General features: G+C 65.3%; 11 protein-coding genes and 1 pseudogene. 8 read left to right on the top strand and 4 right to left on the bottom strand.

Annotation, left to right across the window (positions count from 1 at the left end):
* Positions 1-40: 40 nt before the first annotated feature.
* Positions 41-1,360 (bottom strand): DUF6716 putative glycosyltransferase, encoded by a 1,320-nt coding sequence (locus PV682_RS38390; RefSeq protein ID WP_407705816.1) that lies wholly within the window; start codon positions 1,358-1,360, stop codon positions 41-43.
* Between the two features lie 200 nt (positions 1,361-1,560).
* Between PV682_RS38390 and PV682_RS38385 the strand changes: the two genes are divergently transcribed.
* The 3 genes from PV682_RS38385 to PV682_RS38375 all read left to right on the top strand — a co-directional run bounded on the left by PV682_RS38385 (position 1,561) and on the right by PV682_RS38375 (position 5,110).
* Entirely contained in the window at positions 1,561-2,547 is a 987-nt protein-coding gene (locus tag PV682_RS38385; RefSeq protein ID WP_319736756.1) for a glycosyltransferase family 2 protein, read from the top strand.
* Complete coding sequence (locus PV682_RS38380; RefSeq protein ID WP_319736755.1) at positions 2,547-3,863, top strand: alpha-2,8-polysialyltransferase family protein; 1,317 nt, start codon at positions 2,547-2,549, stop codon at positions 3,861-3,863. Before PV682_RS38385 ends, PV682_RS38380 begins: the two co-directional genes overlap by 1 nt.
* Before the next feature lie 125 nt (positions 3,864-3,988).
* On the top strand, positions 3,989-5,110 hold the full coding sequence (locus PV682_RS38375; protein WP_319736754.1) for an acyltransferase family protein: 1,122 nt from the start codon (positions 3,989-3,991) through the stop codon (positions 5,108-5,110).
* Here the strand turns inward: PV682_RS38375 and PV682_RS38370 are convergent.
* A complete protein-coding gene (locus tag PV682_RS38370; RefSeq protein WP_319736753.1) occupies positions 5,107-5,757 on the bottom strand; it encodes a TetR/AcrR family transcriptional regulator C-terminal domain-containing protein in 651 nt (216 codons plus the stop codon). The two genes, PV682_RS38375 and PV682_RS38370, sit on opposite strands and share 4 nt — an antisense overlap.
* Before the next feature lie 78 nt (positions 5,758-5,835).
* Between PV682_RS38370 and PV682_RS38365 the strand changes: the two genes are divergently transcribed.
* The gene (locus PV682_RS38365; protein WP_319736751.1) at positions 5,836-7,158 is read left to right on the top strand and encodes an FAD-dependent monooxygenase; all 1,323 of its coding nucleotides are present in this window, start codon (positions 5,836-5,838) and stop codon (positions 7,156-7,158) included.
* Between the two features lie 22 nt (positions 7,159-7,180).
* Here the strand turns inward: PV682_RS38365 and PV682_RS38360 are convergent.
* A pseudogene (locus PV682_RS38360) lies at positions 7,181-7,411 on the bottom strand (LysE family transporter); the annotation flags it as partial.
* A 34-nt stretch (positions 7,412-7,445) separates the two neighbouring features.
* On the opposite strand from PV682_RS38360, the gene PV682_RS38355 reads away from it, so the two are divergent.
* The 4 genes from PV682_RS38355 (at position 7,446) to PV682_RS38340 (ending at position 12,129) form a co-directional block, all read left to right on the top strand.
* On the top strand, positions 7,446-9,020 hold the full coding sequence (locus PV682_RS38355; protein ID WP_319736748.1) for a recombinase family protein: 1,575 nt from the start codon (positions 7,446-7,448) through the stop codon (positions 9,018-9,020).
* A 399-nt stretch (positions 9,021-9,419) separates the two neighbouring features.
* Positions 9,420-9,896: an Lrp/AsnC family transcriptional regulator gene (locus tag PV682_RS38350; protein WP_319736745.1), complete on the top strand. Its 477-nt coding sequence runs from the start codon at positions 9,420-9,422 to the stop codon at positions 9,894-9,896.
* An 830-nt stretch (positions 9,897-10,726) separates the two neighbouring features.
* Positions 10,727-10,921 (top strand): hypothetical protein, encoded by a 195-nt coding sequence (locus PV682_RS38345; RefSeq protein WP_319736743.1) that lies wholly within the window; start codon positions 10,727-10,729, stop codon positions 10,919-10,921.
* Between the two features lie 11 nt (positions 10,922-10,932).
* The gene (locus tag PV682_RS38340) at positions 10,933-12,129 is read left to right on the top strand and encodes a phage major capsid protein (RefSeq protein ID WP_319736742.1); all 1,197 of its coding nucleotides are present in this window, start codon (positions 10,933-10,935) and stop codon (positions 12,127-12,129) included.
* A gap of 79 nt (positions 12,130-12,208) precedes the next feature.
* Here the strand turns inward: PV682_RS38340 and PV682_RS38335 are convergent.
* Positions 12,209-13,304, bottom strand: a 1,096-nt coding sequence (locus tag PV682_RS38335; protein WP_319736740.1) for a methyltransferase domain-containing protein, incomplete at its 5' end; no start/stop codon positions are given.

Below are 13,304 nucleotides of genomic sequence, written 5' to 3'. Positions count from 1 at the left end.
GAGTGGACTCCTTGTACGGATTCTGGGGACACCGCGCCGCTCACAGCTCGCCCATCCGCCGGATCACCGGCGCCACGCGCTGCACCCCGTGCCGGTAGGCACCCCGGGCGGCGCGGCGGACGATCTGGCGGACGGGTCCGGGCGCCTTGTCGGCGGCCGGCGCACCCGGCAACGGCGAGCCGTCCGGGCCGAGGTGGTGGCGGGCGAGGATGCCGGGGAGGTAGCCCGGCGCGGTGGCCTGCGTGTAGTACGGCTGGAGCAGCGGGAGTTGGGCGCGGTCGAGGAGCTCGGCGATCCGCTCGCGGGCCGCGTCAAAGGCGTTCTCATAAGAGCCCCCAGCGCACACACCCTGCCGCGACACCCACTCCTCGTCCGCCACCGGCCGGTGCCCGGCGTCGAGTTGCTCCCAGGACGCGAGGCACCCGGAGCCGACGAAGTGGTGGTTGCCGAGGGACTCCCGGATGCCGAGGTCGGTGAGGACGACGGTCGGGATACGGCGGTGGAGCGATTCGAGCGCGGCCGTGGAGCTGATGGTCACCAGCAGGTCGGTGCGGTCGAGGACCTCGCCCATGTTCCCGTACACCAGCCGGAAGTTGGCCGGCAGGTCCTGGCGCTGGGCGAGCTTCTGGTAGGGCAACTCCTCGATGTGGGTGGTGTGTTCACCCGGCTTGGAGCGCAGCTTGAGCAGCACCTCGCGGTTCGGGTGCAGCCGGGCGTGCTGGACCAGCCGGTCCAGCAAGTAGGTGCGGTCCTTGCGGCTCTCCGGCACGGAGGGCTGCGCGGCGAACACCACGGTGTACGGCTGGTGTTCACCCGTGTAGGGCGCGCCCCCCAGGAACGGCAGGGCGACTTCGGTCACCGCCGAGGAGTCGGCGCCGACCCCGTCGTACACGGCCTTGAAACGGTCCGCGTCCTGGCGGGAGTTGGCGAGGACGAGGTCCGCTCCGTGGCGCAGGAGGAGGCCGTCGGCGAGCTTCTCGTAGACGACACCGACGTACCCGGTGACGACGACGGGACGCGGCCCGTCCGCCCAGACGCGCGCCAGGCCGTGGAGCATGGCCTGCACGCCGCCGCCGACGAGTGACAGGACCAGGACGTCGTACTTCTCGGCCTTCTCGGCGCCCATGGCGCGCAGGAACTCGGCGGCCGTGACCTCGCGCAGCGAGTCCGCGGCGATCCCCACCTCGGCGAGCTGCCGGGGTGTGGGGGTCGCGCGTCCGCGCAGCAGATAACCGTCCAGAATGGGTTCCGGGCCGCTGTCGGGAGCGAAGCGCCGGGCGGTGCGTGCTCCCCATTTCCAGCGGGTGTCGGAGTCCGCGAGGACGGCGATCCTGAGGGGTGTCGAAGTACGTGGTGGCACAGCAGGAGAGACTAGTAATGCAAAATCCGGCATCGCGAAAACCAAGACTCAACAAAAAGTGAACAGCACCCTACCGAGCGGCCAACTGGGCCGTGGAATCATGGAAAGCAGCCAGGATGCACATTCCCGACGCATCGAGTTCACCGCCCGTACAGCTTCCGGACGCCTCCCCCGCCGCGCCGCCTCCTAGGCTCACCCAGGTGCCCAAGCTCTCCGTGATCGTGCCCTGTTACAACGTGCAGCACCTCGTACTGGACACCCTCAGAAGCCTCCAGGCGAACGCGCGCGAGGATTTCGAGTTCGTCCTTGTCGACGACAAGTCGAAGGACGGCACCGCGGCCGTTCTGGAACGTGCGGCCGAGACCCTCGGGAAGGTCTCCCAGGTGCAGGTCGTCCGCCCCGAGAAGAACGGCGGACTGGCCACCGCCCGCAATAACGGACTGAATGTGGCGCGCGGTGAATATCTGACATTCCTCGACGGCGACGACTGGTACGCGCGCGGTTTTCTGGCCGAATTGGTCGATTCGATCGAGAAACTCGGCTGTGATTTCGTCCGGGTGGATCATGTGCAGACGACGGCTCGCGCCCGCGCGGTCTTCCGCCACCCCGAGGGCCGCCGGAACGTGGTCCTCGACCCCCGCGACTCGATCCTCCCGGCGGACCGCTCGACCTCGGTCGACTACCCGTACGCGTGGGCCGGCGTCTACCACCGCCGCCTCGTCGACCAGGGGCTGCTGCACTTCACGGACGGTCTGCGCACCGCCGAGGACCGGCCCTGGATCTGGAAGCTGCACCGCGAGGCCGAGTCGTTCGCGGTGGCCGACCTGCACGGCATCTTCTACCGGCGCGGCGTGGCCAACTCCCTGACGCAGATCGGGGATGTGCGCCAGCTGGACTTCATCCGCGCCTTCGACCAGGTGATCGAGGAGACCTCGAAGGACCCGGACGCGGACCGGCTGCTGCCGAAGGCGGTCCGCACGTACCTCGCGATCATCGCCCACCACCTGTCGGAGATCGAGAAGTTCGAGCCTCCGGTGGCCAAACTGCTGCGGGTGCGCAGCGCCGCCGCCATGCAGCGGCTGCCGCAGGAACTCCTCACGGACGTGCTCGACACCATGGACATCGAGCGCTCCGCCAAGCTGCGGCGGCTGCGCCGCAAGGTCACGACAGCGAAGGCGGCTGCCTGATGCCCCGCACGACCCAGATCTACGTCGCCTCCACGCTGTACGGCGTCGCGACCATCGCCGCCGCGATGGACTCGGACGCGTTCCCGGCGGCGGACCGCCGGCTGCTGCTGGTGTGCAACAACGCCAACGCCCCTGAAACAGTGGACACGTTGGAGGCCATGCCGGGGTTCGCGCCGCTGCGCCGACGGTTCGACGGGGTGCTGTCCTGGAACGACGCGATCAGCCCGTTCCACCCGAGCACCTGGTCGCCGCGCGCCGACGACACCGTGCTGTTCGAGCGGTACCTGCGGATGCTGTGGGACCTCGGCGACGACCGGATCGAGATCGTCCTGGAGTCCATCCAGGTCAACCCGGCCCAGGCCATTGCCGCTTGCTTCTTCGGCGCCCCCGTCGACGTGTACGCCGACGGCCTGATGACGTACGGCCCGACCCGCAACAAGGTCGACCCGCTGATCGGCACCCGGGTCCGCCGGGTCCTGCACCTGGACCTGGTCCCCGGTGAAGTCCCGCTGGTCCTCACGGAGTTCGGCGTCCCCGCCGAGATCGTGCCGACGGACGCATTCCTCAAGGTGCTCGGCGAGATCACCGACACCGCCGAGGAGTTGCCGCGTCTGCCGGACAACTCGGCGCTGCTGCTGGGCCAGTACCTCGCCGCCCTCGACATCCTCACCGTCGAGGAGGAAGAGGCCCTGCACGTACGGATGTTGCGCGGCGCGGTCGCCCGGGGGCACACCTCGATCGCGTTCAAGCCGCACCCCTCCGCACCGGCCGGGTACAGCACGGCACTTGAGGCGGCGGCGAAGGAACTCGGCGCGGATCTCCTGGTGCTGGACACCCCGGTCCTCGCGGAGGTGCTGTTCGCGACCGCCGGACCGGCCCTGGTCGTGGGCTGCTTCTCCACCGCCCTGTTCACGGCGAAGGAGTTCTACGGCATCCCCGTCGCGCGCGTCGGCACCCCGCTGATGCTGGAGCGGCTCGTCCCCTTCCAGAACAGCAACCGCGTACCGGTGATCCTCGCGGACGCCCTGCTGCCCGACCTGGAGGGCAAGGACCAACCCGTCGCCGTCGACGACCTGTTGGAGACGATGGGCTTCGTCATGCAGGCCCAGATCTACCCGCACCTGCGGCCCGTGGCGGAGAAGTACCTGAGCACCCGCCTCACCCCGCGCACCCAGCGCTTCTTCCGCCGCCGCCGGCTCACCGCCCTCGGTCTGCCCGGCGGCATCCCGGCCCGCCTCGCGTTCCTGCCCCGCAACGCCACCGCGCGCAGGGTCGTACGGCGGGCCCGCGCGCTGAAGAAGTCCGTGAAGAAGTAACCCGGCGGGGCGCCGGGATGAACATTCGGCGACGAGTGGGCGCAGCGTCCGTTCCTCGCCCGAACGTGCCGATCCGGCGCCCTACCATCCCCCTTGACCACCTCTCCCGTACGAGGGATACCAGCGTGACCGAGACGGCCGTAAGAACCACGGAGCCCCCGGCGGAGCAGATAGCGGCGCCCGAGCCGCCTCGGGTGAACCGGCTGCGCGCCCTCGACGGGCTGCGGCTCGTGGCCGCGCTCATGGTCGCCCTGTACCACTACGCGGGGCGCGGCGCGCAGGTCTCCACGTCGTGGGGTGCCTCGCCGAAGACCGAGTTCCCGACGCTGCACCAGTTCGCGACGTACGGCTGTCTCGGTGTCCAGGTCTTCTTCGTCATCAGCGGGTTCGTGATCTGCATGAGCGGCTGGGGGCGGTCCCTCCAGTCGTTCTTCGCGTCCCGCGTCTCGCGGCTCATGCCGGCGTACTGGTTCGCCGTCGCCCTGCTCGTCGTCGTCATGGCGCTGCCCGCCGTCCCCTTCAAGGGGGTCTCGCCGAGCGACGCGCTGATCAACTTCACGCTGCTGCAACAGCCGATCGGCGCGGAGCGCGTCCTCGGCGTCTGCTGGACGCTCTGGGTCGAGATCCGCTTCTACGCCCTCTTCGCGCTCCTCGTCGTCATCCCCGGCGCCGACCGCCGCCGCGTCCTGATGTTCTCCATCGGCTGGCTCTTCGCCATCCCCATCGCGCAAGCCTCCCACCTGCCGTTCCTCGACCTGGTCGTCATGCCCGAGTACGCCCCCTACTTCATCGGCGGCATGGGCCTCTACCTCGTCCACCGCGACCGCCGCGACATCTACGCCTGGGGCCTCGCCGCCGCCGGCTTCCTCATCGGCCAGCACTACGCCGTCAAGGACCTCTGGAACGCCTCCGACCCCAACGCCTTCGCCCACCGCACCACCTTCGGCATCGTCGCGATCGTCGCCTTCGGCTTCATCGCGGTCGCCGCGATCGCCCTCGGCTGGCTGAACTGGGCGAACTGGAAGTGGCTGACGGTGGCGGGGGCACTGACGTACCCGTTCTACCTCCTGCACGAACACCTCGGCTGGGTGATCATCTGGGCCCTGCACAGGAAGCTGGACATCCCGGCGATCCCGACGTTCTTCCTGACGGTCGGGGGGATGCTGGTGCTGGCGTACTTGATCTACAGGTTCATCGAGAAGCCGTTCACACCGAAACTGCGTACGGCGTTGCTGAAGGCGCGCTAACGCTTTCCGTACCGTGCCGCGACGCCGTCGAGGATGATCTCCAAGCCCTCCGCGAAGTGCCGGTCGTAGTCCGCGAAGATCTCGGCCCCGGCGGCAGCCGCCAGCGGAAACTCCGCCATCCGCCGAGCCCGCTCCTGCACGTCGTACCCCTCCCGCCGCTCCCCGGGCAGGGGTACAACCCCTTGCTCCTCGATCACGAACCCGACGGTGTAACTGGTGGCGGTGGTGTACGCCCGCACCCCGTCGGCCAAAGAGAACCCGGCGTCGACGAAGAACCGCAGGTTCTCCTCCATCCGCACCGCGTGCTCGGTCCCGGTGAACCGTGACCCGCTGAACACCTTCGCGCCGTCCCGGTACGACAGCAGCGCGCTCCGCAGGGCGACACACGCCCCCCGGATCCGCTCCCGCCAGGAATCCCCCGCGTCGAGGACGATCCCCGCCTCCATCCGCTGGAACATCACGGTCGCCATCTCGTCGAGCAGCGCCTGCTTGTCCTTGAAGTGCCAGTAGAGCGCGGGCGCCTTGACGTCCAGCTCCTTGGCGATGGCCCGCAGGGTGAGCCCGTCGAGCCCGACCTCGTTCAAAAGAGCGAGCGCGGTCTCGGCGACCCGGGTGCGGTCGAGGGGGGCACGGCGTTCGGTCGTCACGGGAAACAGCTTGACACCTTAACAACGTTAAGGGCACCCTCGTAGGCGTAGCCACTTAACGACGTTAAGGAGACGACCGTGCAGCACACCGACGTCCTGATCATCGGCGCGGGCCCCACCGGCCTGACCCTCGGCATCGACCTGGCCCGCCGGGGCGTCGCCGCCCTGGTCGCCGAGAGGGGCCCGGCCCTCTCCCCCGGCTCCCGCGGCAAGGGCCTCCAGCCCCGCACCCTGGAGGTCTTCGAGGACCTCGGCGTCGCGGCGGAGATCCTCGCGGCGGGCGGCCCCTACCCCACGACGATGACCTGGCGGAACGGCGAACAACTCGGCGAACGCGCGATGTTCGACCCCGTCGAGGAGGACGAGGGCACCCGCTACACCGAACCCTGGATGATCGCCCAGTGGCGCACCCAGGAGATCCTGTACGACCGCCTGCGCGCCCTCGGCGGCCAAGTCGCCTTCGGCAAGGAGGCGTTGACCCTCACCCAGGACGACGACGGCGTGACCGTCACCTTCACCGACGGTACGGAGACCCGCGCGCGGTACGTCGTCGCGGCGGACGGCGGACGCTCGGCCCTGCGCCGGGCCCTCGGCATCGGCCTGGCCGGCGGCGAGCCCCTCTCCCCCGACCCGATCGTCGTCGCGGACGTCCGCGTTCCCGGCCTCAGCCGCACGCACTGGCACATGTTCCCGCCGGCGGAGGAGGGCACCGGCTTCCTCGCGATCTGCCCCCTCGCAGGGACGGACCACTTCCAGCTCGTCGCCCAAGTCACCGGCGCCGAGGGCCCGTTGGAGACGGTCCCCCTGGAAACCGTGAACGATCTCCTGCGCGCCCGCACCCACCTCTCCGGCGCGACCGACCTCACCTGGTCCTCGGCCTTCGTCCCCCGCACCGCCCTCGCCGACCGTTTCCGCGCCGGCCGGGTCTTCCTCGCGGGCGACGCCGCGCACATCCACACTCCGGCGGGCGGCCAGGGCCTCAACACCAGCGTCCAGGACGCCTACAACCTCGGCTGGAAACTCGGCGCGGTCCTCAAGGGCGCCCCGCCGAGCCTCCTCGACACGTACGAGGAGGAGCGCAGGGCGGTCGCCGCCGACATGCTGGGCCTGTCGACGGCCATCGCCCGCTCCGCGGCGCGGCGCGGCCGGTCGACCCGCCAACTGGACCTGAACTACCGGGAGTCGAACCTGTCACAGGGGACGACTCAGGGGCTGCGGGCCGGCGACCGCGTCCCTTGCACCCTCGACGGCACCGACCTCCACGCCCTCGTCCAGGGCCCCGACTGGACCGAACTCACCCTCGCCGAGGGCGTGTTCCTCGTCCGCCCGGACGGGTACGTCGGCTGGTCCGGGCCGACGCGCGAGGGCCTGGCCGAATACGCGGCACAGGTCGGCGCCTGACCTCATCCGGCGGCCACCTCCCTCACGCGCCGGCCAGCGACAGCTTCACCGCGAACCCCAGGAACAGCGCCCCCGCCGCCGAAGTCGCCCCCGCCGCAAGCCTCTTGCGACGCCGGAACGCCGTCGCCAGCTTCGTACCGCCGAAGATCAGCGCGCTCAGGTACAGCACGCTGAAGGCCTGCGCGAACGCTCCGAGCACCACGAACGACAGCGCGGGGTAGGCGTATCCGGGGTCGACGAACTGCACGAAGAACGTTTCAGAATCCAACTGCCTGTAGTCTCACGCCATGACCGCTACCAAGACCGCTCCCGAGTGGACCCCTGAGGAACTGGCAGAGCTTGCCGACCTCCGGGCCAGGAACGATGCGCTACCCGAGGACGCGCCCCGTGGCCTCCTGTCGGTACGCCTGTCCATCCTCACGGAAGACACAACCTCTCCCGCCAGGCAGGAACTTGACCTCCGTCGCCATGCCATCCGCGAGGGCGTAAGGGTTGTTGGCGTTGCCAAGGACCTTGGAGTGTCCGCAACCAAGAAAGCACCTTGGGAGCGGAAGGAACTCGGGGACTGGCTCAACAACCGCATACCCGAGTTTGACTTGATTCTGTTTTGGAAGTTGGACCGGTTCATCAGGCGTATTTCCGACCTACATGAGGTCATCAGGTGGTGCGAGAAATTCGGGAAGAACCTGATTTCCCTCAATGACACCTTGGACCTGTCATCCCCCATAGCACAGGCAATGGTGACTTTCATTGCAGCCGTCGCCGAGATTGAGGCGGCCAACACTAAGACTCGCGTTTCGTCCCACTGGGAATACACGAAGCAGCAGGACCAATGGCGGATTGGCAAACCGTCGTTTGGCTACAAGACCGCCAGGGTGCACGGGAAGCTCCGCCTCGTCCAGGACCCTAAGCAAGCCCGAGCTGTGCGTTACATGTACCAGGCTGCAATGCGGGGAGTTCCGGCAAACCGCATTGCGAAGGTTCTAGACCGGGCCAAGGTTCCGACCTACAGCGATCGGAAGTGGAACAATCAGCAGGTTCTTAGGACTCTGAGAAACCCTGCGGTCAGGGGAATTCGAACCGAGGGAGGGACGAAGGCGGCAACCTATAAATCTACGCCGGTACTGGATAAGCAGGGCCAGGAGATCAGGGTTACGGATGAGCCAATCCTGACTGGCCAAGAATTCGAAAGCGTGCAAGCGGCGCTGGCCACCCGTTCGAAGAACAAGCGTCATCATGAGAAGAACCGTCGTCCGACCCGGTTCCTCGGCGTCATGAAACACGGCTGCGGCAGGAACATTAACGAAACGAACAACTACAAAACGCTCTCTACTGGTGAAGAGAAGGAATACCGATACTTGCGGTGCCCCGACTGCCGGAAGCCCGGGTTCGTGACACCGGACCCTGAGCATGTGTACTCATCTTTGGCACAGGCCGTCTTTGACGCCCTGGGGGATTACGAGGTGATCCGCCGAGAGTACGCCAGAGGCGACGAAAACAGGCGCGAGCGCAAGCGACTGGAAGAGTCCATCGCCTACTACATGTCCGGGCTGGAGCCCGGAGGGAGGTTCGATAAGGCCGGATTTATTCGAGAGAAGGCAGAGAGCACGCTAGACGCTCTTATGAACGACTTGACGAAGATCGACCCGGATTCCACAAAGGACAGGTGGATCTACGAAAGTACCGGCATGACGTACAAGCAGCATTGGGAGGCCGGTGGCGTAGAGGCCATGGAAAAGGACCTACTGAGCGCCGGGATAACTTTCGAACTTGGAAAGCAGGATGGAGAATTGTTGGGGCGTCTGGTCATTCCGCATGACGTTAAGGAGCGACTGATCAAGATGGACAACAACTGGAGTTAGCCATACCGGCGCACTCCGCGAAACCAAAAATGCCCCTTCCGGGAGGAAGGGGCATTCCTTATGTCAGCTCTCGGAGGGATAGACAACATCAGCAATCACTCGCCGGTTGCCGTCCTGATCCTGGATCACGGTTACAACGCGCATACTCCCCCTGTTGCAGTGACCCCCTTGAGGGACTTCTCGGCGCCGAGGCCGCACGCCCGGTGTGAGTGGTGAAGCAACCTTGCGTTACTCCCCCCTGACGGAGTCAAAGGCATCGTTTAAACGCCTTCCTTGAAACCGTCAGGGGGTTCCCGGTAGACCTAGGCCATGGTCGCTACTTCTCGCGTAGGTCACGACGTATGGAGGAAATGCCTTGCCCGTGACTCCCGTATACGGCAAAACACGTTCGCCGTCGCCATGGCCTTTTCGATGTTCGGGGACTACACGGACGGTACGGACGTGTATCCGTCCATAGCGACTATCGCGGAGATGGTCGGTCTGTCCAATGCGACGAAGGTGCACCCGCACCGGAAGAAGCTGGTTGAGTTCGGCTATCTCGCCGACACGGGAGTGCGTTCGTCCGCCGATACCGTTGTCTACTCCCTGACTGCCCCGACAGAGGTGATCTCGACGGCCACTGCTGAACGAGAGGCCCGTGTGCGGAGGAAGCCCGAGAAGGCGCCTACGGCGGCCGTGGCCGATGCTCCCGACTCTCCGGCCCCTCCGGGCCGAGCTTGCCCTTCTGACGCCGATCTGGCGGCGTTCGAGCTGACCTTGGAACAGAAGATCTGGTTCCTCGACGAAAGAGAGCCGAACTCCTGGCCCTGGTCTGACATTCCCTACGCCCTGGCCGAACGCGCCTACAAGCTCTACTGCAACCGGGAAACCGGATAATGCTCCTACAGGTACAGGGGGGTGTGCCTGTAGGAGCACAGGGGATATACCCCAGGCGGTACACAATCCCATAGGGATCTCATACAGAGATCCCCTAGTTAACATCTCATATAGAAGATGTACCCATGCGGGTACATCTAGCCTTGGCCGAACGAAGTGAGGAACGATAGGCATCCTGACGGAGCCTGTTTCAGCCCAGGCTAAAAAAGCTCGAAGCTTGCGGAGCAGAGCGAAGAGCGAGAGTAAGACTCCTTCGGCCTGTAAGCCTTTGGAGTCTTCTAACCGCCAAGGCAGAGTGAAGCTGCGGAGCAAGCGAAGCGAACTGAACAGCTCTCTTCGGCAATGCAGCCTTCGAGATCTGTTCAACAGCCAAGGCAGAGTGAACGACTCCGAAGGAAGTCGGAGCGGAAAAGTAACTCCAGCTTCGCCCGGCCTTCGGGCCGGACTACTACAGCCAAGGCGGCAGAACGGCCCAGGATGCGTTCACGCTACCAAAGTGGGCCGAGGGGCCTATGCCCTTCTCTCCGGCCGTCACAAGGCCGCTCAAGGCTCATCTACTGGCCAAGGCACCCCGACCGGAGGGGAAGGGGCGTCTGAAACTTTCCGGGTGCCTTCTCCGCACCCGCCGTCTTCCCTCGGCGTGCGCGTCCGCAGTTTAGCCGGGATTGGTGGGATCGAGTAACGGCCCGTAACAGCATGTAGCGGAATTCCTCCCGTGCAGCATCGGTCGCCAATTCAGTGTGTGGCATCAGCCTTCGTAACGGGTCTTTGGTCTGTGTGGAAAACACCCGGAGCTTCTGTGCTCCGGCTCATGACCAAGGAGTCAAAACATGATCACCGAACTGCTGACGTGCGTCCGCTGTGTTCACTACTTCGAGTACCCGTTCCGCCCTGGCGCGAAGCCGCGCTACTGCTCCGACGAGTGCCGCAAGGAAGCCGCCCGAGAGCGGCGGATTCAGCGCGCTCGCGATCGAGCGAATGAGCGCCGTACTCGAATCATCGAAGACATGACCGTCAACGACTAACCATCAGAAGAGTGCATTATCTGCAAACTTTTCCGACCTCTACCGGCGATAGGAACATTATGGATTACCGCACCCTGGCCAAGACGGCTCTTGAGAAGCGCGCTCAGCTTGTCGCGGAGATGCGCAGCGTCAACGACGATGCTTCCCTTTCGGACGCCGCGAAGCGCGAGCGCATCGAGCGGTACGACACCGACATTGAACTTCTTGAGGCGGAAGCCCGAGACTGGATCGAGCGGGAAGAGAGGGAAGCGTCGGTCCGTGCTATTGCGGCTCGCGGCGGTGGTCTTTTCGCTCCGAGGTCTTCGCGTGATGAGGACTCTTGGCAAGCTTTGATGCCTAGCCTTAGCGAGTACCGTGCCCTCATCTCCGAAAGCGCGCCGGGCGATGGCGGTTATACCGTGCCCGATACCATGTCCTCGAAATATATTGATGCACTCAAGGCGAAAAGTACCTTCCTTCGTGGACTTCCCGCCGAGAACATCATTCCTTTCGATTCGGCTACTTTCTCGGTTCCTCAGCTTGTCTCTTCGACGGGTACCGATTACGTCGAAGAGGGTCAAAAGATTCCAGAGGGTGAGATGGTTTGGGGGTCGGTTAAGTTCGAGGCGAAGAAGATCGGGCGGGTGCAATGGGCGAGCGTTGAGATCCTTGAAGACTCCGCCGTTGATCTGCGTAACTCTATTGCGAACAATCTTCTGCGTGATGCTTCGCTCAAGTTCGATGCCGACAGCTTTACAGGTTCCGGCAGTAATCCGGTCAAGGGAATTGTCCACCAGGGTGTTTCTACGGTCCTCGGCGCCGGTCACGTAACTGTCACCTATGACGATTTGGCCGACGCCGTTGCGCGAATTGAATCCACGAACGGAACCCCCTCGGTTGTATGGGCGTCCGTCGACGCGGCTGCGGCTCTGCGAAAAGAGAAAAGTTCAGGCTCCGGCACCTACCAGGGCGGGCCTCCGACGGATTCGCCCGCTGCTACCGCTTGGGGGCTTCCGATCCTGCCTAGCGCCTTCCTCCCGGGAGGCACGGTGGTTGTCGCGGACGGCTCTCGCCTCACGGTTGGTATTCGCCGCAATGCCACGGTGAAGGTTTCCGAAGACGCGCGGTTCGACTCGGATGAAATAGGCTTTAAGGTCACCATCCGCGTGGCTGGTGTTTCGTTGGCCGAACCTAGTTCGGCGCAGATCGTCAAGGCTGCATCCAAGTAAATAGAGAAGCTCCAAGAATTCAGGGGTACCTAGGAGCCGGCTCCTAGGTACCCCTGAATTTTCTGTTTCACCCGAGAAGCTACGGAACCGGGCTTCCTGGATCGTCGAGCCAGACAGTCTCACTTTCGGCTGTGATGGTGAGTCCGAAGCGCTCGAAGCCGGGTCTTCCTTGCTCGTTCCACCACTTGTGAGCGGACTCGACTTCGTCCCAGAGTCGGCGCGGTCCGGCTTGCCAAACTTGTGTCTCTTCTCCTTCGCGGAATACCGCGCACGCCCATGAGTGGTCTGTCAGTCCGTAGAGCCAGACTGGACGTTTCCCGTCGTGCTTCTCGGCCGCGACGTGAACGCACTCGCGGAGGCTCACGCCGAGGGCGAATTGCAGGGGATCGAATCGTTCCCCGAGGAAGTCACCTTCCAAGATTGTGGTGGACGACCTCTCCCGGTCGGGGGCGCCGCTGATGTAGTCGGCGTGGACGATGGACGGGAGCCGTTGAGTCCGTGCCTTCATGAACTCCACAGGGCCGGTGAAGGTCCCTGAGGCGCTTTCTCCGTCCTCGGAGACTGTCAGCCGTGCGACGGCGTCGCCGTTGCCGTAGTGGGTGCCCCAGGGGGCGACGACGACCCCGTCGGGTCGGCACTGCTCCACCCATGCGAAAGGAATGGAACGCAGCCCGCATGTGGCAATGATCCGGTCGTACGGACCGCCTTCCGGGTACCCTTTGAGCCCGTCCCCGTGAACGACCCGGACCGGAAGCCCGAACACGTTCAAGGCCATTCGCGCATCGGCGGAAATCGCGGGATCTACTTCAACCGTCGTGACGTTCTCGGCGCCCAGCCGGTGAGCGAGCAGAGCCGCATTCCATCCCGTTCCGGTGCCGATCTCCAACACGCGGTTTCCCGGTTGCACGTCGAGATCCTGAAGCATCCGGAACACGACGGACGGCATGGAAGCCGAAGAGGTCGCCACTGCTCCCGGTTCAGGGCCGGAATGCTTTCCGTCGTCCCACTGCGTGACCAAGGGGACGTCGGACTCCGCGTACCGGTACCAGAGTTCAGGATCGGTCGCCCGCGACACGGGAACGCTCTGCCCGGTCTCCATGTCGAACGGCCAGATGAGTTCCGGGAGGAACGGCGCGCGGGGCACGGCGGCGAACGAGGGCGCCCAGTCCGAGGAC

The organism is Streptomyces niveiscabiei (assembly GCF_033794345.1).
GTDB classification, from domain to species: Bacteria; Actinomycetota; Actinomycetes; order Streptomycetales; family Streptomycetaceae; genus Streptomyces; species Streptomyces niveiscabiei.
This window is presented reverse-complemented; position numbering and strand designations above follow the sequence as displayed.

What these genes read in the sequence shown, in the direction of transcription:
- PV682_RS38380 (WP_319736755.1), top strand. Translation starts at nt 2,547, where the DNA reads ATGCCCCGCACGACCCAGATCTACGTCGCCTCCACGCTGTACGGCGTC.
- PV682_RS38355 (WP_319736748.1), top strand. Translation starts at nt 7,446, where the DNA reads ATGACCGCTACCAAGACCGCTCCCGAGTGGACCCCTGAGGAACTGGCA.
- PV682_RS38350 (WP_319736745.1), top strand. Translation starts at nt 9,420, where the DNA reads ATGGCCTTTTCGATGTTCGGGGACTACACGGACGGTACGGACGTGTAT.
- PV682_RS38345 (WP_319736743.1), top strand. Translation starts at nt 10,727, where the DNA reads ATGATCACCGAACTGCTGACGTGCGTCCGCTGTGTTCACTACTTCGAG.